Below are 18,613 nucleotides of genomic sequence, written 5' to 3'. Positions count from 1 at the left end.
GTCCTATGTCACTAAATTTCCCGCTGTTGCTGGTTATTGCTGTCGCCGTCTGCGGTTTGCTGGCGCTGCTCGATCTGGTCTTCCTGGCACCTCGCCGGCGCAAGGCCATTGCCAACTATCAGGCCACTGTTCAGCCGGCTGATATGCAGGTCATCGAGAAGCTCAACAAGGAACCGTTGCTGGTCGAGTACGGCAAGTCGTTCTTCCCGGTGTTGTTCATCGTGCTGGTGCTGCGTTCGTTTCTGGTTGAGCCGTTCCAGATTCCGTCGGGCTCGATGAAGCCGACACTGGATGTGGGCGACTTCATTTTGGTGAACAAATTTTCTTACGGGATCCGCTTGCCGGTGATCGACAAGAAAATCATCGAAGTGGGTGATCCGCAGCGCGGGGATGTGATGGTGTTTCGCTACCCAAGCGATCCGTCGGTCAACTACATCAAGCGTGTAGTGGGCCTGCCGGGCGACACCGTTCGCTACACCAGCGACAAGCATTTGTACGTCAATGGCCAACTGGTTGCCGAGCAACTGGTGGGTACCGAGCCGGGCACTTTGGGCAGTGCCGAGCTGTACAAAGAGAAGCTGGGCGAAGTCGAGCACATGATCCGCAAGGAAATGAGCCGCTATCGCGCGCCACCTGATAACGAGTGGACGGTTCCGGCCGGGCACTACTTCATGATGGGCGACAACCGCGACAATTCGAACGACAGCCGTTACTGGGATGATCCGAACATTCCCAAAGATGAGCTGGGCATGGTTCCCGACCAGAACATTGTCGGCAAGGCCTTCGCTGTTTGGATGAGTTGGCCGGAACCCAAGATGAGCCATCTGCCGAACTTCTCGCGGGTGGGGCTGATCAAGTAGCCAAGACGGCGCTGTTAATAACAGCGCCGAATGCTTTTCAGGCGTCCTGATAAATCGGGCGCCTGACGGTTCTTACGACCGTCTGCCGTCTCTGGCAGGGCGGTCAACAGTATTCAGGATGTGGATTTGAACAAAGCGTTAAGTGTGACGGCGGCGAACAGCCAGTTCCCTGTCCATTTGCTATGCGATAAACGAGCATCACTGATCCCTAATATCGGTCCGGTGGTGACATTCGGCCACGAACTCAGCGTGGGTAAATCGTGAGTTTTTCTTTAAATCGTTTAGAGCGTCAGCTCGGCTACACCTTCAAAGACCAGGAGCTGATGATCCTGGCCCTGACACACCGCAGTTTCGCGGGGCGCAATAACGAGCGTCTTGAGTTCCTGGGCGATGCAATCCTCAACTTTGTCGCCGGTGAAGCGTTGTTTGATCGCTTCCCGCTGGCCCGTGAAGGGCAGCTGTCGCGCCTGCGTGCGCGTTTGGTCAAAGGCGAAACCCTGGCCGTACTGGCGCGCGGTTTTGAGTTGGGCGAGTACCTGCGTCTGGGTTCGGGCGAACTGAAAAGCGGCGGTTTTCGTCGCGAGTCGATCCTGGCAGATGCCCTTGAAGCGCTGATTGGCGCCATCTACCTCGACGCGGGTATGGAAACCGCCCGTGATCGCGTATTGGCCTGGCTGGCTGGCGAGTTCGAGACCCTGACCCTGGTCGACACCAATAAAGATCCCAAAACACGCCTGCAAGAGTACTTGCAGTCGCGCGCCTGTGAACTGCCACGCTACGAAGTGGTGGATATTCAAGGTGAACCGCATTGCCGCACTTTCTTTGTTGAGTGCGAAATTGCCCTATTGAATGAAAAAAGCCGAGGTCAGGGTGTGAGCCGTCGCATTGCCGAACAGGTAGCGGCCGCAGCAGCACTGATTGCCCTTGGCGTGGAGAATGGCCATGACTGATTCAACTGCAACTCGCTGTGGCTATGTCGCCATCGTTGGTCGACCAAACGTGGGTAAATCCACACTGCTGAACCACATCCTCGGTCAAAAGCTGGCGATCACCTCGCGCAAGCCTCAGACCACCCGTCACAACATGCTGGGCATCAAGACCGAAGGCGATATTCAAGCCATCTACGTTGACACGCCGGGCATGCACAAGGGCGGCGAAAAAGCCCTGAACCGCTACATGAACAAAACTGCGTCGGCTGCGTTGAAAGACGTCGACGTGGTGATCTTCGTGGTGGATCGCACCAAGTGGACTGAAGAAGACCAAATGGTTCTTGAGCGCGTCCAGTTTGTGACCGGCCCGTTGATTGTGGCGTTGAACAAGACTGACCGCATCGAAGACAAAACGGAATTGATGCCGCACCTGACCTGGCTTCAGGAGCAATTGCCGAATGCCCAGATCGTGCCGATTTCGGCTCAAAACGGCCACAACCTCGATGCTCTTGAGCGTGTGATTGCTGATCACCTGCCGGAAAACGACCACTTCTTCCCGGAAGACCAGATCACCGACCGCAGCAGCCGCTTCCTTGCCGCTGAGCTGGTTCGTGAAAAGATCATGCGCCAGTTGGGTGCAGAGCTGCCGTACCAGATCACCGTTGAGATCGAAGAATTCAAGCAGCAGGGCAAGACCTTGCACATTCATGCCTTGATTCTGGTTGAGCGTGACGGTCAGAAAAAAATCATCATTGGCGACAAAGGCGAGCGCATCAAGCGCATCGGCACTGAAGCGCGTAAAGACATGGAGCTGCTGTTCGACTCCAAAGTCATGCTCAACCTGTGGGTCAAGGTTAAAGGCGGCTGGTCCGACGACGAACGCGCCCTGCGTTCGCTGGGCTATGGCGACCAGTAACAAACAGCCCTCACCCCAACCCTCTCCCGGAGGGAGAGGGGGCTGATCGGGGGATGTCGGCAATGTGCTTCACTCTGTAAGTGCTTTGTTGAATCCCTCATCGACTCGGTCGGTTCCCTCTCCCTCCGGGAGAGGGTCAGGGTGAGGGCGTTTTTGATCTTTTGAGATCCTTGTGCAATGTCCAGCAAATCCATCGTCCCTCAACTCGCTTACGTCCTGCACAGTCGTCCTTACCGTGAAACCAGTGCGCTGGTGGATTTCATCACGCCGCAAGGTCGTCTGCGTGCCGTGCTGCGTAATGCGCGGGGCAAGGCGGGCACGCTGGCCCGGCCGTTTGTGCCGCTGGAAATCGAGTTCCATGGTCGCGGCGAGCTGAAGAATGTCGGACGTATGGAAAGCGCTGGCGTTTCGACCTGGCTCAATGGCGAAGCCCTGTTCAGCGGGCTCTATCTCAATGAACTGCTGGTGCGTCTGCTGCCTGCCGAAGACCCGCACCCCGCAGTGTTCGATCACTACGCTGCTACCTTGCTGGCCCTGGCCGAAGGGCGACCGTTGGAGCCTTTGCTGCGGGCGTTCGAATGGCGGCTGCTGGACGACCTGGGTTACAGCTTTTCGTTGACCGAAGACATCCACGGCGGTGCAATCGAGGCCGATGGCCTGTATCGCCTGCAAGTGGATGCCGGGCTTGAGCGTGTCTGGTTGTTGCAGCCGGGGTTGTTCAACGGCGTTGAGTTGCTGGCCATGGCGCAAGCCGACTGGACTGCAACGGGCGCCTTGTCGGCGGCCAAGCGCCTGATGCGTCAGGCGTTGGCCGTTCATTTGGCCGGTAAGCCCTTGGCCAGTCGTGAGTTGTTTCGCAAGCCCTGAATAGACCGGTATGCTGTGCGCCGAATCTTCAACTCTTCAGGAGAGCCCTCGTGACCACAAGCAATCGCATTCTTCTTGGCGTGAACATCGACCACGTAGCTACGCTGCGTCAGGCGCGAGGCACGCGTTACCCGGACCCGGTCAAAGCGGCTCTGGACGCGGAAGAGGCGGGTGCCGACGGCATCACCGTGCATCTGCGTGAAGACCGTCGCCACATTCAAGAGCGCGATGTCTTGCTGCTCAAGGATGTGCTGCAAACGCGCATGAACTTCGAAATGGGCGTGACCGAAGAGATGATGGCGTTTGCCGAGCGCATTCGTCCGGCGCATATCTGCCTCGTCCCTGAAACCCGTCAAGAACTGACCACCGAAGGCGGTCTGGACGTTGCCGGGCAAGAAGCGCGGATCAAGGCTGCGGTTGAGCGTTTGAGCAAGATTGGCAGTGAAGTTTCGCTGTTCATTGATGCGGACGAGCGCCAGATCGAGGCGTCGCGCCGTGTGGGCGCTCCCGCCATTGAGCTGCATACCGGTCGTTATGCCGATGCCCAGACCCCGACTGACGTGGCTGAAGAACTGCAACGCGTGGCTGATGGCGTGGCCTTTGGCCTGGGGCAGGGGCTGATTGTGAACGCCGGCCATGGTCTGCACTACCACAACGTTGAAGCCGTGGCGGCGATCATGGGCATCAACGAACTGAACATTGGCCATGCATTGGTTGCCCATGCACTGTTCGTCGGCTTCAAATCGGCCGTTTCCGAGATGAAAGCCTTGATTCTCGCGGCCTCAAAAGCCTAAGACATATTCAAAACCTGTAGGAGCGAGCTTGCCTCGCGATCTTTTGACCTTTGAAAAGATCGCGAGGCAAGCTCGCTCCTACAGTGTGATCTGGCCCTACGCGATAGCGTGCGTTACAGCTGCGGTTCTTCTTTGGGCTTGGTCTTGTCGATGCCGGGGATGTGCAGTTTGCCGTCGGCCACTTGGTCGCCTTCAAGCTGTGGCTGTGTGGCCCAGGTGAGGATGTCGTAGTAACGACGGATGTTGGCCACGAAGTGCACAGGCTCGCCGCCACGGGCGTAGCCATATTTGGTTTTGCTGTACCACTGCTTCTGCGCAAGGCGAGGCAGGATTTTCTTCACGTCCAGCCACTTGTTCGGGTTCAGGCCTTCTTTGGCCGCCAGTTTGCGTGCGTCATCCAGATGCCCGGTGCCCACGTTGTAGGCCGCCAGTGCAAACCAGGTACGGTCTGGCTCGGCGATATCACTGTCCAGTTGGTCCTTGATGTAAGCCAGGTACTTGGCGCCCCCCATAATGCTTTGCTTGGGGTCCAGCCGGTTGGATACGCCCATGGCCTGCGCGGTGTTCTGGGTCAGCATCATCAGACCGCGAACCCCGGTTTTAGAGGTTACGGCGGCTTGCCACAAGGATTCCTGATAGCCCATGGCTGCCAGCAGGCGCCAGTCAATCTGCTCTTTTTTCGCGGCATCTTTGAAGAACACTTCGTACTTGGGCAAGCGCTGTTGCAAGTGCTGGGCAAAGGTGTAGGCGCCCACATAGCCCAATACATCAACGTGCCCGTAGTAGCGGTCTTTAAGGCGCTGCAGGGTGCCGTTTTTCTCGACCTTGTCCAGGTAAGTGTTGATCTCGTTGAGCAGGCTGTTGTCTTCGCCTGCGACCACGGCCCAGCGCTGACTGCGGGCATCGCCCAAATCAAAGGCTACGCGTACGTTAGGGAAATACACCTGGTTCATGGCCATTTCGTTGGAATCGACCAGGGTCAGGTCGATCTGCCCTTCATCGACCATGCGCAGCAAGTCGACGACTTCAACGGCGTCGGACTCGTCATATTCGATGCCGGGATATTGCTTCTTAAGTTCGGCGAGCTGTTCGGCGTGGGAACTGCCCTTGAGTACGGTAATGCGCTTGCCGACCAGATCGGCCGCCGTGGTAGGGCGTGATTGCCCGTTGCGGTAAATGATCTGCGGCGTGACTTCGAGGTACGGGTGAGAAAACTTGGCTTGTGCGAGGCGATTATCGCTGCTGACCAGACCGGCAGCAGCTAAAACCGGGCCGTCAGGTTGGCCCAGCTTGTTGAAAAGGTCGTCGAGGTTGTCAGCCGTTTCGATTTCCAGCTTGACGCCTAGGTCGTCGGCAAAGCGTTTGACCAACTCGTATTCAAAGCCGGTTTCGCCGTTGCGATCTTCAAAATAGGTGGCCGGGCTGTTACGGGTGATCACCCGCAGTACCCCATCCTCCTTTACGCGCTCAAGGGTGCTGGGTTTTTCAACGCAGGCACCGAGCATCAGGAAGAGTCCGGTTACGAGCAGCCACTTGGCCCCACGCTGGCGGAATGCAGTTAGAGAAAACATGCGCGCAGTATACGCAAAGCAGCACGGGTGCCATATCTCGACAATCTGTGGGCATTCTGATAACAGCCGCCCAAAACGCTGTAACCCCTGTGGAATGGGGGTTGGAACGAGGTCTAAAGATCATTACCGACCATCTGTTTACACGCTGATAGCCATAAAGAATAAGGATTTGGTCGATTAACGACGTTTGGCGTACGTCTAGTGTGCCGTTTCGGGTGCCGTGACCGAAGGTTTAGGCTAGAATGCCGGGCCTCAAAGCACACCCCTCCGAGGCTGTCCCGAAGATGTTGATCCTGCGCGGCGCTCCTGCCCTTTCTGCCTTTCGCCACAGCAAACTCCTTGCACAACTGAGCCTAAAGGTTCCGGCTGTCAGTGGTTTGTATGCTGAGTTCGCCCACTTTGCCGATGTCACCGGTGATCTGACCAGCGATGAACAGCAGGTACTGGCTCGTCTCCTGAAGTACGGCCCAAGCGTGCCGGTCCAAGAGCCAAATGGCCGACTGTTTTTGGTGTTGCCGCGGTTTGGCACCATTTCTCCTTGGTCGAGCAAGGCCAGCGATATTGCCCGTAACTGTGGCCTGGCGAAAATCCAGCGCCTGGAACGCGGTATTGCTTTTTATGTGGCTGGCCAGTTCAGCGACGCCGATGCCGAGCTGATTGCATCGGTTCTGCATGACCGCATGACCCAAATCGTACTGGGCGACCTGGAGCAGGCCGCCGGTCTGTTCAGCCATGCCGAGCCAAAGCCGCTGACCGCCATTGATGTGCTGGGTGGTGGTCGCGCCGCGCTGGAAAAAGCCAACGTCGAGTTGGGCCTGGCGCTGGCCGAAGACGAAATCGACTACCTGGTCAATGCGTTCAATGGTCTGGGCCGCAACCCGCACGACATCGAACTGATGATGTTTGCCCAGGCGAACTCCGAGCATTGCCGCCACAAGATCTTCAACGCCAGCTGGGACATCGACGGCCAAAGCCAGGAAAAAAGCCTGTTTGGCATGATTAAAAACACCTACGTGATGCACAGCGAAGGCGTTATGTCGGCTTATAAAGACAACGCATCGGTGATCGTCGGTAGCGTAGGCGGGCGTTTCTTCCCGAACCCTGAAACCCGTCAGTACGGCGCGGTGCAGGAGCCTGTGCACATCCTGATGAAGGTTGAAACGCACAACCACCCAACCGCCATTGCCCCGTTCCCGGGTGCTGCGACCGGTTCCGGTGGCGAAATTCGTGACGAAGGTGCAACCGGCCGTGGCGCCAAGCCAAAGGCAGGCCTGACCGGCTTTACCGTGTCCAACCTGCAAATCCCGGGCTTTACCCAGCCATGGGAAGTGCCGTACGGCAAGCCAGAGCGCATCGTGACGGCGCTGGACATCATGATTGAAGGCCCGCTGGGTGGCGCGGCGTTCAACAACGAGTTCGGCCGTCCGGCTCTGACCGGTTACTTCCGTACCTTCGAGCAGTCCATCACCACCCCGCACGGTGATGAAGTGCGCGGTTACCACAAGCCCATCATGTTGGCGGGCGGCATGGGCAACATCCGCGCCGAACACGTACAAAAAGCCGAAATTACCGTTGGCGCCAAGCTGATCGTGCTGGGTGGCCCGGCCATGTTGATCGGCCTGGGCGGCGGTGCTGCCTCGTCCATGGCTACCGGCGCAAGCTCGGCCGACCTGGACTTCGCTTCGGTACAGCGCGAAAACCCGGAAATGGAACGCCGCTGCCAGGAAGTGATCGACCGTTGCTGGCAACTGGGTGACAAAAACCCGATCAGCTTCATCCACGACGTGGGTGCGGGCGGTCTGTCCAACGCCTTCCCTGAGCTGGTCAACGACGGCGACCGTGGTGGCCGTTTCGAACTGCGCAACATTCCAAACGACGAGCCGGGCATGGCCCCGCACGAAATCTGGAGTAACGAATCCCAAGAGCGTTACGTTCTGGCAGTCAGCGCTGAAGACTTCGAGCGCTTCCAGGCGATCTGCGAGCGTGAGCGTTGCCCGTTTGCCGTGGTGGGCGAGGCTACTGCCGAGCCACAACTGACCGTCACCGACAGCCATTTCGGCAACAGCCCGGTGGACATGCCACTGGAAGTGTTGCTGGGCAAGGCGCCACGCATGCACCGTTCGGTGGTGCGTGAAGCCGAGTTGGGCGATGACTTCGATCCAGCAGCGCTTAACGTGGGCGAGTGTATCGAGCGCGTTCTGCACCACCCGGCAGTCGCCAGCAAGAGCTTCCTGATCACCATCGGCGACCGTACCATCACCGGCCTGGTTGCCCGTGATCAAATGGTCGGCCCGTGGCAGGTGCCGGTGGCAGACGTTGCCGTTACCGCGACCAGCTTTGACGTGTACACCGGTGAAGCCATGGCCATGGGCGAGCGGACGCCGCTGGCACTGCTGGATGCTCCGGCATCGGGCCGCATGGCCATCGGTGAAACCCTGACCAACATCGCGGCCTCGCGAATTGGCAAAATCTCTGACATAAAACTGTCCGCTAACTGGATGTCGGCGGCGGGCCACCCAGGCGAAGACGCACGTCTGTACGACACCGTGAAAGCGGTCGGCATGGAACTGTGCCCTGAGCTGGGCATCACCATTCCGGTGGGCAAAGACTCGATGTCGATGCAAACCCGCTGGAACGATGAAGGCACCGACAAGAGCGTGACCTCGCCGCTGTCGTTGATCGTCACCGGTTTCGCACCGGTGCTCGATGTTCGCCGCACCCTGACCCCAGAACTGCGCATGGACAAAGGCCTGACCGATCTGATCCTGATCGACCTGGGCCGTGGCCAAAACCGTATGGGCGCTTCGATCCTGGCCCAGACCTACGGCAAGCTTGGTAAACAAGCCCCGGACGTTGACGACGCAGAAGACCTCAAGGCCTTCTTCGCCGTGATTCAAGGCCTGAACGCTGATGGCCACCTGCTGGCTTACCACGACCGTTCCGACGGTGGTTTGCTGACCACCGTGATGGAAATGGCCTTTGCCGGTCACTGCGGTCTGAACCTGATCCTCGATTGCCTGGCCGACAGCGTTGGTCAATTGCCGGCCGTGCTGTTCAACGAAGAGCTGGGTGCCGTGATCCAGGTTCGCCAGGACGCTACCGCTGACGTGCTCGCACAGTTCAGCGCGGCGGGTCTGGGTGAATGCGTGGACGTGATTGGTCAGCCGCTGAACAACAGCGAAGTCACCATCAGCTTCCACGGTGACAAAGTGTTTGTTGGTCAGCGAGGCGAGTTGCAGCGCCAGTGGGCTGAAACCAGCTTCCAGATCCAGCGTATGCGTGACAACGCAGACTGCGCACAGCAAGAATTCGACGTGCTGCTGGAAGAAGACAACCCGGGCCTGACCGCTCAGTTGAGCTTTGACGTCAACGCCAACATCAGCGCGCCGTACATCAAAAAAGGCATTCGCCCACAAGTTGCCGTTCTGCGTGAGCAGGGCGTTAACGGTCAGGTTGAAATGGCAGCGGCATTTGACCGTGCCGGTTTCAACGCGATCGACGTGCACATGAGCGACATTCTGGCCGGCCGTGTCGACCTGAACGAGTTCAAGGGTCTGGTAGCGTGCGGTGGTTTCTCTTACGGCGACGTACTGGGTGCCGGTGAAGGCTGGGCCAAGTCGGCCTTGTTCAACGCCCGCGCACGTGATGCGTTCCAGGGCTTCTTCGAGCGTACCGACAGCTTCAGCCTGGGTGTGTGCAACGGTTGCCAGATGATGTCCAACCTCAGCGAACTGATTCCGGGCAGCGAGTTGTGGCCGCACTTTGTGCGTAACCGCTCCGAGCAGTTCGAAGCCCGTGTTGCCATGGTTCAAGTGCAAGAGTCGAACTCGATCTTCCTGCAGGGCATGGCCGGTTCGCGCATGCCAATCGCCATCGCTCACGGTGAGGGCCACGCAGAGTTCGCCAGCCCTGAAGCGTTGTTGCAAGCCGATCTGTCGGGCACCGTTGCCCTGCGTTTCGTCGACAACCACGGCAAGGTCACCGAGAACTACCCGGCCAACCCGAACGGCTCGCCGCGCGGCATTACCGGCCTCACCAGCCGTGATGGCCGTGTGACGATCATGATGCCGCACCCTGAGCGTGTGTTCCGCGCCGTGCAGAACTCGTGGCGTCCTGAAGAGTGGAACGAAGATGCGCCATGGTTGCGCATGTTCCGTAACGCTCGCGTCTGGGTCGACTAAGGCATGTACAAGCTCAGCTTTTTCGTTCCGCCAAGCCATGTTGATGGGGTCAAAGATGCCGTATTCGCCGCCGGTGGCGGTCGCATCGGCAGCTATGACCACTGCGCCTGGCAGACCATGGGGCAGGGCCAGTTTCGTGCGCTGGACGGCAGTCAGCCGTTTATCGGGCAAACCGGTCAGGTCGAGTATGTCGGCGAATGGAAAGTTGAGCTGGTCGTTGCAGATGAGTTGATTCATGCCGTGGTGGCTGCGCTCAAACACAGCCACCCGTATGAAACGCCTGCATACGAGGTGTGGCGTCTGGCTGATATCTAACCCGGCGCTGCAGTAAAAAGCCCGCTGGCCCTTATGGGGGGCAGCGGGCTTTTTAGTGCGCGGCGTTTTTGCAGGTTAAGGGCGTATCTCAACCATCGTGCCGTCTTTGACCATGCTCCAGACTTCACGCATTTCGTAGTTTTTCATGGCGATGCAGCCATCGGTCCAGTCCAGCGTGTGAAACAGCTCTTCGGGGTTTTCTTCAGAGTCTGGCGTGCCATGAATCATGATCATCGACCCCGGATTCACCCCTTCACGCCGAGCCTTGGCGGCATCGCTGATGTTGGGGTAATTGATGTGCATGGCCAGGTTGAACTTGTCGCTGCGCTTGCGCCAATCCACCCAGTACAGCCCTTCGGGGGTGCGCTTGTCGCCTTCCTGTAATTTTGGCCCTTTAGGCTGTTTGCCCAATGAGATGCGATAGCTTCTGATCACTTTTCCATCGCTGATCAGCTCGAGCCTGCGCGCTGACTTGATCACCAGGATCTTGTCGACCGATTTGCTGGCACTGGCCCGTTGTGACGCTTGGGGTGGTTTAAGCACCTGTTCTTTGTCGACGGGCTTACCGTTGATAGTCATGACTACAGCGGCTTGGCAAGTAACGGCAAACGACAGGCAAAGTGCAGCAAGCAACCAGCGCATTAGGGAGGTATTCCTGAGGTACAAGGCGAACATCATTATTGTGGGGGTGTTATCAACTCTGGCAGCGGCGGTACCGCCTCGCTGCGCACAGGGTAAGCCTGTGTCGGGCGATCAGAAAAAAAGCATTCTAGGGTACGGCTCACAGTGCGGAAAGCTAACTCGGACCAAGGGATATCGGCCTCATCAAACAGCCGCACTTCGAGGCTTTCTTCACCGGCGGCAAAGTCGGGGCTTTGCAATTGGGCGCGGTAGAAAATATGCACCTGATTAATGTGGGGTACATCAATCAACGTGTAGATCGCCAACTGCTGAACCTGGGCGCACGCTTCTTCGAGGGTTTCCCGGCGGGCCGCCTGTTCGACTGTTTCACCGTTTTCCATAAAGCCTGCGGGCAGGGTCCAGAAGCCTTTGCGCGGTTCGATGGCGCGACGGCACAGCAGCACTTGCGTGCCCCAGGTGGGCAGGCAGCCGGCGACGATATTCGGGTTCTGGTAATGAATCGTGTGGCAGTGGTCGCAGACATAACGCAGGCGCGAATCGCCCTGCGGGATATGTTGGCTGACAGAGTTGCCGCACTGACTGCAAAATTTCATGCTGTGCTCTCGCGCTGTGGCGCCTATCTTGGGGCTGAGACGAATTTACGGCAAGCCCCACTTTGTGCCCTGCGACAGTCTGGGGCTTGGGTGCCTTGGGCAATTTGGTGCATGATGCCCGATAAGTGACGGATCGAGATGACCTATGCTGGATGAGCTACTTAGCCGTATGAGTCGCTACACCCCACGGACGCTGGAAACAGACCGCAGCTTTCCGGAGGCCGCGGTACTGTTGCCGGTGACGCGCAGTGACAAGCCTGAACTGATATTGACCCTGCGTGCCAGCGGGTTGTCGACTCACGGCGGTGAAGTGGCTTTTCCGGGTGGGCGCCGCGACCCCGAAGACCCGGACCTGGTGTTTACTGCTCTGCGTGAAGCCGAAGAAGAAATCGGTTTGCCGCCGGGGCTGGTCGAGGTCGTCGGGCCTCTCAGCCCTTTGGTCTCACTGCACGGTATCCGTGTCACGCCTTATGTGGGGCTGGTCCCGGACTACGTCGAGTATCTGGCCAACGATGCCGAGATTGCGGCGGTGTTCAGCGTGCCGCTGGATTTTTTCCGCCAGGATCCGCGCGAGCACACCCACCGTATCGATTACCAGGGGCGCAGTTGGTATGTGCCCAGTTACCGTTTTGGTGTTTACAAGATCTGGGGCCTGTCGGCGATCATGATCGTTGAGTTGATGAACCTGCTGTACGACGACGTCAACATCAGCCTGCACACCCCGCCTGAACGTTTTATCAATGTATAGAGCTGTCTGCAGACAGCCACGCCTGCCTTGAGGACATCAGTATGAAATATCGCTTGGGCGATTCCTGCGTCGACACACATCCCGACAGTTGGGCGGCCCCCAATGCCACCCTGATCGGCAAGGTCCGCCTGGAAGAGGGCGCCAGTGTCTGGTTTAACGCTGTGTTGCGCGGCGATAACGAACTGATCCTGATCGGCAAGCACAGCAACGTGCAGGACGGCGCGGTGATGCACACTGACATGGGCTACCCGCTGACCTTGGGCACTGGCGTGACCATTGGCCATAACGCCATGTTGCATGGCTGCACCGTGGGCGATTACAGCCTGATCGGTATTAATGCGGTCATCCTCAACGGCGCCAAAATCGGCAAACATTGCATCATCGGCGCTAACTCGCTGATCGGCGAGGGCAAGGAGATCCCGGACGGTTCGCTGGTCATGGGCTCGCCGGGCAAAGTGGTGCGTGAGCTGACCGAAGAACAGAAAAAAATGCTCGAAGCCAGCGCGGCCAGCTATGTGAAAAACGGCCAGCGCTATGCCCGCGACCTGGCGGTGCAAGACGATGAGTGATGCCGAGCGCCCGGTCGCCTCGCCGTGCGTGAGCATTTGCGCACTGGACGACGATGACATCTGCACCGGCTGCCAGCGCACCGTGGCCGAAATCACCCGTTGGAGCCGCATGACTAACCCCGAGCGCCGCGAAGTGCTGGCCTTGTGTCATGAACGGGCCAAATCCAGCGGCGTGATGTGGGTGTTGGGCAACCAATCCTGAACGTGTAGGAGCGAGCTTGCCTCGCGATCTTTTGATCGTCTAAAAGATCGCGAGGCAAGCTCGCTCCTACAAAAAAATGCATGACTCAAGTACCCTGTGCGCCTTAATTTGAGGTGCCACCCGCAACCATGCTGTTTCTAATCGCTTACATCGCCAGCGTTGTGCTGATCAACTACGCGTTCTCCTCGGCGCCGCACCTGGACATCATCTGGTCAGCCTGGGGTGGGCTGGTCTTTGTGCTGCGCGACATGGTGCAAACGCGCTTCGGTCATGGCGCGTTGATAGCCATGCTGGTCGCGCTGGTGTTGTCCTATATCACCTCCGATCCCTCGATTGCCCTGGCCAGTGCCACCGCCTTTGCGGTGTCCGAATGCATAGACTGGCTGGTGTTCAGCATCACCAAGCGCCCGCTGCATGACCGTCTGTGGATCAGCTCGGCGCTGAGCATCCCGATTGATACCTTTATCTTCTTCGGCATGATCGACGCCTTTACCCCCGGCGTGATCATCACCGCGATGGCTTCAAAATTTGCCGGTGTGACCTGTGTCTGGCTGGCCATGGCCTGGCGGTTGCGCAAAGCCAACCAAGCTAAAGCCTGACACGCTGGATCATGTAAAATGCTGGCCTTTCTTCCCGGCAGGCGCGAGCGTTGCACGCGCCTTCGATGATTTGCTTCCTTGAGGACCTGAAATGACCCGTATCGGAACTCCACTGTCGCCGACCGCGACCCGCGTATTGCTGTGTGGCTGCGGCGAGCTGGGTAAAGAAGTCGTCATCGAATTGCAGCGCTTGGGCGTTGAAGTGATCGCCGTTGATCGCTATGCCAATGCCCCGGCCATGCAGGTTGCGCACCGCAGCCACGTGATCAACATGCTGGACGGCGCCGCGCTGCGTGCCGTCATCGAGCTGGAAAAGCCGCACTTCATCGTTCCGGAAATCGAAGCCATCGCCACCGCGACGCTGGTCGAGCTGGAAGCCGAAGGCTTCACCGTGATCCCGACCGCGCGTGCCACGTCGCTAACCATGAACCGCGAAGGCATCCGCCGCCTGGCCGCTGAAGAGCTGGACTTGCCGACCTCGCCGTACCACTTCGCTGACACCTTCGAGGACTACAGCAAAGCGGTCGAAGACTTGGGTTTCCCGTGTGTGGTCAAGCCGGTGATGAGTTCGTCGGGCAAAGGCCAGAGCCTGCTGCGCAGCGCTGACGATGTGCAAAAGGCTTGGGACTACGCGCAAGAAGGCGGTCGTGCGGGCAAAGGTCGGGTCATCATCGAAGGCTTCATCGACTTCGATTACGAAATCACCTTGCTCACCGTGCGTCACGTAGGCGGCACAACCTTCTGTGCGCCGGTCGGCCATCGTCAAGAGAAGGGCGATTATCAAGAATCCTGGCAGCCACAGGCTATGAGCCCGATCGCTCTGGCTGAATCCGAGCGCGTTGCCAAAGCGGTGACTGAAGCGTTGGGCGGTCGTGGTCTGTTTGGCGTAGAGCTGTTTATCAAAGGCGATCAGGTGTGGTTCAGCGAAGTGTCGCCGCGCCCCCATGACACCGGTCTGGTGACCCTGATCTCGCAAGACTTGTCGCAGTTTGCACTGCACGCCCGCGCCATTCTGGGCTTGCCTATCCCGTTGATCCGTCAGTTCGGCCCATCGGCTTCGGCCGTGATTCTGGTAGAAGGCCAGTCGACCCAGACCGCATTCGCCAACCTTGGTGCCGCCCTGAGCGAGCCGGACACCGCGCTGCGCTTGTTTGGCAAGCCAGAAGTCAATGGCCAGCGCCGCATGGGCGTTGCCCTGGCCCGTGACGAGTCGATTGAAGCAGCACGCGCCAAAGCCACCCGCGCCGCCCAAGCGGTTGTCGTAGAGCTGTAACGCGACCTGTAGGAGCGAGCTCGTCTCGCGATCTTTTGAGCTTTAAAAGATCGCGAGGCAAGCTCGCTCCTACAGTCGTTATGCGACCTTGTTCAGGTCCGCTTCTCTGGTTTCCTTCAGGCACAGCACAGCGATCAAGCTGAGCACCGCTGCGCCCGAGACATACCCGCCCACCCAGCTCAAACCACCCATCGCCACCAGCTTCTGGGCGAAGAACGGTGCGGCGGATGCGCCGACAATCCCGCCGAGGTTATAGGCCGCAGATGCGCCGGTGTAACGCACGCGGGTCGGGAACAGTTCCGGCAGCAGGGCGCCCATGGGGGCGAAGGTCACGCCCATCAAAAACAGCTCAATGCACAAGAACAGCGCCACGCCCCAAGTGGTGCCGTGGGTGAGCAGCGGTTCCATCAAAAAGCCGGACAGAATCGCCAGCACGCCACCGACCACCAGCACCGGCTTGCGCCCGTAACGATCGCTGGCCCAGGCCGACAGCGGTGTTGCGGCGGCCATAAACAGCACGGCAAAGCACAGCAGGCCCAGGAACGTTTCGCGGGTGTAGCCCAAGGTTGCCACGCCATAACTGAGCGAAAACACCGTGGAGATGTAAAACAGCGCATAACACACCACCATCGAGGCGGCGCCCAGCAGCATCGGTGCCCAATATTGCGCAAAGAGTTCGACGATCGGCATTTTCACCCGTTCGTGTTGCGCCACGGCTTTGGCGAACACCGGGGTTTCTTCCAGCTTCAGGCGCACATACAGGCCGACCATTACCAGTGCAGCGCTCAACAGGAACGGAATGCGCCAGCCCCACGAGCGGAACTGTTCGTCGCTGAGGGACATGGCCAGTATCAGGAACAGGCCGTTGGCAGCCAGAAAGCCAATCGACGGACCTAATTGCGGGAACATGCCGAACCAGGCGCGCTTGCCTTTCGGCGCGTTTTCGGTGGCCAGCAAGGCCGCGCCGCCCCATTCACCGCCTAGCCCCAGGCCTTGGCCGAAGCGCAGCACGCACAGCAGGATCGGGGCCCAGGCGCCAATGGTGGCGTAGCCCGGCAGCACGCCGATCAAAATGGTACACACGCCCATTAGCAGCAGGGACGCCACCAGCGTGGATTTACGCCCGACCCGGTCACCAAAGTGGCCAAACAGGAATGAACCCAGCGGGCGTGCGAGAAAGGCGATACCAAAGGTCAGAAAGGCCGACAGCATTTGTGCGGTGCCGGATGTTTGCGGGAAAAATACCGGGCCAATGACCAATGCTGCCGCGGTGGCATAGACATAAAAGTCATAGAACTCGATGGCCGTGCCAATAAAGCTGGCCGTCGCGACGCGGGTCGCGGAATTGGCCGGTTTATCAGGCGAGGCTTCGCTGTAAGTGGTGCTGGAAGTCATGCGCATATCCCTGACAGTTATGAGCTCGTGGTCGCTATCCGCCTTGGCGGCTGGATGTGCCGGAGCAATTGTTATGGTCGTTAAGCCCTGAGGCTGGGTGTAAACGCGGTTCGGGATGGGAACAAGCGCTGATTGTACGTGCAGCCACCCGCTGACAGCGCTGGGTGCGGGTAGCACGCGTGTCGGCGGGGCTTGGATAAGCGCATTGATTATAGGGAGGCCAAATCGAATGTAACAAGGCCTTACATGGTGATCAGGCCGCGAGCTTGACGCTGTCGTGCCAGATCAGCACACGGCTGACGCGGTTATCTTCGGTGGCGAGGATTTCGAGGCGGTAGTGGCCGATCTTCAGACACACGGTGCTTTCGGGGATGGTTTCCAGCGCTTCGGTAACCAGCCCGTTGAGGGTTTTCGGGCCGTCGCTGGGCAGGTGCCAGCCCAGGCTTTTGTTCAGTTCGCGCAGGCTGGCGGCGCCATCGACCACATAGCGGCCATCGGGGAGCGGCTCAATATGCGGGTTGTCGAGGTCTTGCTCGTTTTCGAATTCGCCGACGATCTCTTCGAGAATATCTTCCAAGGTGACAATGCCGAGCACTTCGCCGTACTCATCGACCACCACGCCGATGCGTCGCTGCTGTTTATGAAAATTGAGCAGTTGCAGTTGCAGTGGGGTGCTTTCGGGAACGAAGTAGGGTTCGTGGCAGACCGCCAGCAAGGCTTCTTTGGTCAGGCTGGCATCGGGCAGCATGTGCTGGATGTGCCGGGTATTGAGGATGGCTTCGACCTGATTGATGTCGTTGTGAAACACCGGCAGGCGCGTGCGTTTGGTCAGGCGCAGTTGCTCGATCAGGTCTTCGATCGGGTCATCGAGGTTCAGGCCTTCGACTTCGCTGCGCGGGATCAGGATGTCGTTGACGGTGATGTTGTCCAGCGCCTGAATGCCCGACAGCAGGCCGGGACGGCTGCTGGAGGGCTCGGCATCACGGGTCGGGACTTCGCTGGGCGACTGCTGCGGCGCGTCGCGGTGCGCCTTGGCGCCAACCTTGCGCGACGTTTTGCCAATAAAGAAGCCTAAGCCGAGAAACAGCAGGGCCAACACTGCAAGCACTGGACCGTGGGGCAAGCTATCCATATTCATCGCCGTCAGATATGCAGAATGTATTCACGGACCAGTTTGCTGCCAAAGTAGGCCAGCATTAACAGGCAGAAACCGGCAAGCGTCCAGCGGATGGCTTTGTGCCCGCGCCAGCCGAGGCGGTTACGCCCCCACAGCAACACGCTAAAGACAATCCAGGCCAGGCAAGCGAGCAGGGTCTTGTGCACCAGATGCTGGGCAAACAGGTTGCCCAGGAACACCCAGCCAGAAATCAGCGACAGTGACAGCAGCGACCAGCCCGCCCACAGGAAGCCAAACAACAGGCTTTCCATAGTTTGCAGCGGCGGGAAGTTTTTGATCAGGCCCTTGGGGTGCTTGTGCTTGAGCTGGTAGTTCTGCAAGGACAGCAGCAAGGCCTGGAACACGGCAATCGTGAACATGCCGTACGCCAGAATCGACAGCAGGATGTGCAGCAGGATCCCCGGCTCTTCATCGACCACCTGAACGGTGCCGGCGGGGGCGAACTGTGACATCAGTACGGTGAATATCCCCAGCGGGTACAGCAGTAGCAGCAGGTTCTCGACCGGGATGCGAGCGCAGGCCACCAGCGTCACGATGATCACCGCCACGGCAATCAGGCTCGCGGCGCTGAAAAAGTCCAGCTCAAGGCCTGCCGGTGTCAGCAAATGGGTAAACAGGCTCGCGGCGTGGGCGATGACGGCAAGAATGCCGAGCGTTACCAACAGGCGTTTGTTGGCCTTGGCGCCCTGACGCAGGCATTTGCCTTGATAAAAGGTCGCAGCGGCATATAAGCAGGCGGCGGCGAGGCTGGGTAGCAAGCTGGGTGACAAGGGGAGCATAAATCCTGTTAGGCAAGCCCGAAAGGGCTGAGTTTGGCATACAACCGGCCGTACACGAAAGACTACATACGCGACGCCAAGGTGTGCGCGGCGGCCAGTCTTCGCTATAATCCGCGACCTGCCCACGCCGCAGGCTCGCCGAGCATCAGTTTTACACGGGCTGGGCCGCAATTACCCCGGTCTACTTTGGGCCTGAAAGGATC

17 protein-coding genes and 1 pseudogene are annotated in these 18,613 nt (G+C 58.9%); 12 read left to right on the top strand and 6 right to left on the bottom strand.

Annotated features, from left to right (window positions below; all coding sequences use genetic code 11):
• Positions 1–5 precede the first annotated feature (5 nt).
• The 5 genes from lepB (at position 6) to pdxJ (ending at position 4,366) form a co-directional block, all read left to right on the top strand.
• The gene (gene lepB / locus ACJJU9_RS20015) at positions 6–860 is read left to right on the top strand and encodes a signal peptidase I (RefSeq protein WP_407729368.1); all 855 of its coding nucleotides are present in this window, start codon (positions 6–8) and stop codon (positions 858–860) included.
• A 260-nt stretch (positions 861–1,120) separates the two neighbouring features.
• Positions 1,121–1,810 carry a ribonuclease III gene (rnc, locus tag ACJJU9_RS20010; protein WP_048368198.1) on the top strand — a complete coding sequence of 230 codons (690 nt, stop codon included), beginning with the start codon at positions 1,121–1,123 and terminating at the stop codon, positions 1,808–1,810.
• Entirely contained in the window at positions 1,803–2,705 is a 903-nt protein-coding gene (era, locus tag ACJJU9_RS20005) for a GTPase Era (RefSeq protein WP_048368196.1), read from the top strand. Before rnc ends, era begins: the two co-directional genes overlap by 8 nt.
• Positions 2,706–2,882: 177 nt before the next feature.
• Entirely contained in the window at positions 2,883–3,572 is a 690-nt protein-coding gene (gene recO / locus ACJJU9_RS20000) for a DNA repair protein RecO (RefSeq protein ID WP_048389731.1), read from the top strand.
• A 50-nt stretch (positions 3,573–3,622) separates the two neighbouring features.
• Positions 3,623–4,366 carry a pyridoxine 5'-phosphate synthase gene (pdxJ, locus tag ACJJU9_RS19995; protein ID WP_407729367.1) on the top strand — a complete coding sequence of 248 codons (744 nt, stop codon included), beginning with the start codon at positions 3,623–3,625 and terminating at the stop codon, positions 4,364–4,366.
• A gap of 113 nt (positions 4,367–4,479) precedes the next feature.
• Here pdxJ and mltF read toward each other — a convergent pair whose 3' ends face one another.
• Positions 4,480–5,937, bottom strand: coding sequence for a membrane-bound lytic murein transglycosylase MltF (gene mltF, locus ACJJU9_RS19990; RefSeq protein WP_048368192.1), 1,458 nt, complete (start codon positions 5,935–5,937; stop codon positions 4,480–4,482).
• 284 nt (positions 5,938–6,221) lie between these two features.
• Between mltF and purL the strand changes: the two genes are divergently transcribed.
• Positions 6,222–10,118 (top strand): phosphoribosylformylglycinamidine synthase, encoded by a 3,897-nt coding sequence (gene purL, locus ACJJU9_RS19985; protein ID WP_407731018.1) that lies wholly within the window; start codon positions 6,222–6,224, stop codon positions 10,116–10,118.
• Between the two features lie 3 nt (positions 10,119–10,121).
• Positions 10,122–10,433, top strand: a complete 312-nt coding sequence (locus ACJJU9_RS19980) for an NGG1p interacting factor NIF3 (protein WP_407729366.1) — start codon at positions 10,122–10,124, stop codon at positions 10,431–10,433.
• A gap of 75 nt (positions 10,434–10,508) precedes the next feature.
• Here the strand turns inward: ACJJU9_RS19980 and ACJJU9_RS19975 are convergent, their stop codons facing one another.
• Positions 10,509–11,075, bottom strand: coding sequence for a murein L,D-transpeptidase family protein (locus tag ACJJU9_RS19975; RefSeq protein WP_153328816.1), 567 nt, complete (start codon positions 11,073–11,075; stop codon positions 10,509–10,511).
• Positions 11,076–11,110: 35 nt separating this feature from the next.
• Positions 11,111–11,668 (bottom strand): NUDIX hydrolase, encoded by a 558-nt coding sequence (locus tag ACJJU9_RS19970; protein ID WP_048368188.1) that lies wholly within the window; start codon positions 11,666–11,668, stop codon positions 11,111–11,113.
• Between the two features lie 145 nt (positions 11,669–11,813).
• On the opposite strand from ACJJU9_RS19970, the gene ACJJU9_RS19965 reads away from it, so the two are divergent.
• From ACJJU9_RS19965 to purT, 5 genes are all read left to right on the top strand, one after another.
• On the top strand, positions 11,814–12,416 hold the full coding sequence (locus ACJJU9_RS19965; RefSeq protein WP_048368187.1) for a CoA pyrophosphatase: 603 nt from the start codon (positions 11,814–11,816) through the stop codon (positions 12,414–12,416).
• Positions 12,417–12,457: 41 nt separating this feature from the next.
• Positions 12,458–12,985, top strand: coding sequence for a gamma carbonic anhydrase family protein (locus tag ACJJU9_RS19960; protein ID WP_048389723.1), 528 nt, complete (start codon positions 12,458–12,460; stop codon positions 12,983–12,985).
• The gene (locus ACJJU9_RS19955; protein ID WP_123749687.1) at positions 12,978–13,187 is read left to right on the top strand and encodes a DUF1289 domain-containing protein; all 210 of its coding nucleotides are present in this window, start codon (positions 12,978–12,980) and stop codon (positions 13,185–13,187) included. The genes ACJJU9_RS19960 and ACJJU9_RS19955 overlap by 8 nt, the downstream gene beginning before the upstream one ends.
• Before the next feature lie 128 nt (positions 13,188–13,315).
• Positions 13,316–13,786: a VUT family protein gene (locus tag ACJJU9_RS19950; RefSeq protein WP_048368183.1), complete on the top strand. Its 471-nt coding sequence runs from the start codon at positions 13,316–13,318 to the stop codon at positions 13,784–13,786.
• 91 nt (positions 13,787–13,877) lie between these two features.
• Complete coding sequence (purT, locus tag ACJJU9_RS19945) at positions 13,878–15,059, top strand: formate-dependent phosphoribosylglycinamide formyltransferase (RefSeq protein WP_048389720.1); 1,182 nt, start codon at positions 13,878–13,880, stop codon at positions 15,057–15,059.
• Between the two features lie 78 nt (positions 15,060–15,137).
• Here the strand turns inward: purT and ACJJU9_RS19940 are convergent, their stop codons facing one another.
• From ACJJU9_RS19940 to ACJJU9_RS19930, 3 genes and pseudogenes are all read right to left on the bottom strand, one after another.
• Positions 15,138–16,454 carry an MFS transporter gene (locus ACJJU9_RS19940; RefSeq protein WP_407729365.1) on the bottom strand — a complete coding sequence of 439 codons (1,317 nt, stop codon included), beginning with the start codon at positions 16,452–16,454 and terminating at the stop codon, positions 15,138–15,140.
• Between the two features lie 253 nt (positions 16,455–16,707).
• A pseudogene (locus ACJJU9_RS19935) lies at positions 16,708–17,412 on the bottom strand (transporter associated domain-containing protein); the annotation flags it as partial.
• 185 nt (positions 17,413–17,597) lie between these two features.
• Entirely contained in the window at positions 17,598–18,410 is an 813-nt protein-coding gene (locus ACJJU9_RS19930) for an inner membrane protein YpjD (protein WP_048368180.1), read from the bottom strand.
• Positions 18,411–18,613 lie beyond the last annotated feature (203 nt).

Source organism: Pseudomonas helleri, assembly GCF_045830615.1.
Lineage (GTDB): Bacteria > Pseudomonadota > Gammaproteobacteria > Pseudomonadales > Pseudomonadaceae > Aquipseudomonas > Aquipseudomonas helleri.
This window is presented reverse-complemented; position numbering and strand designations above follow the sequence as displayed.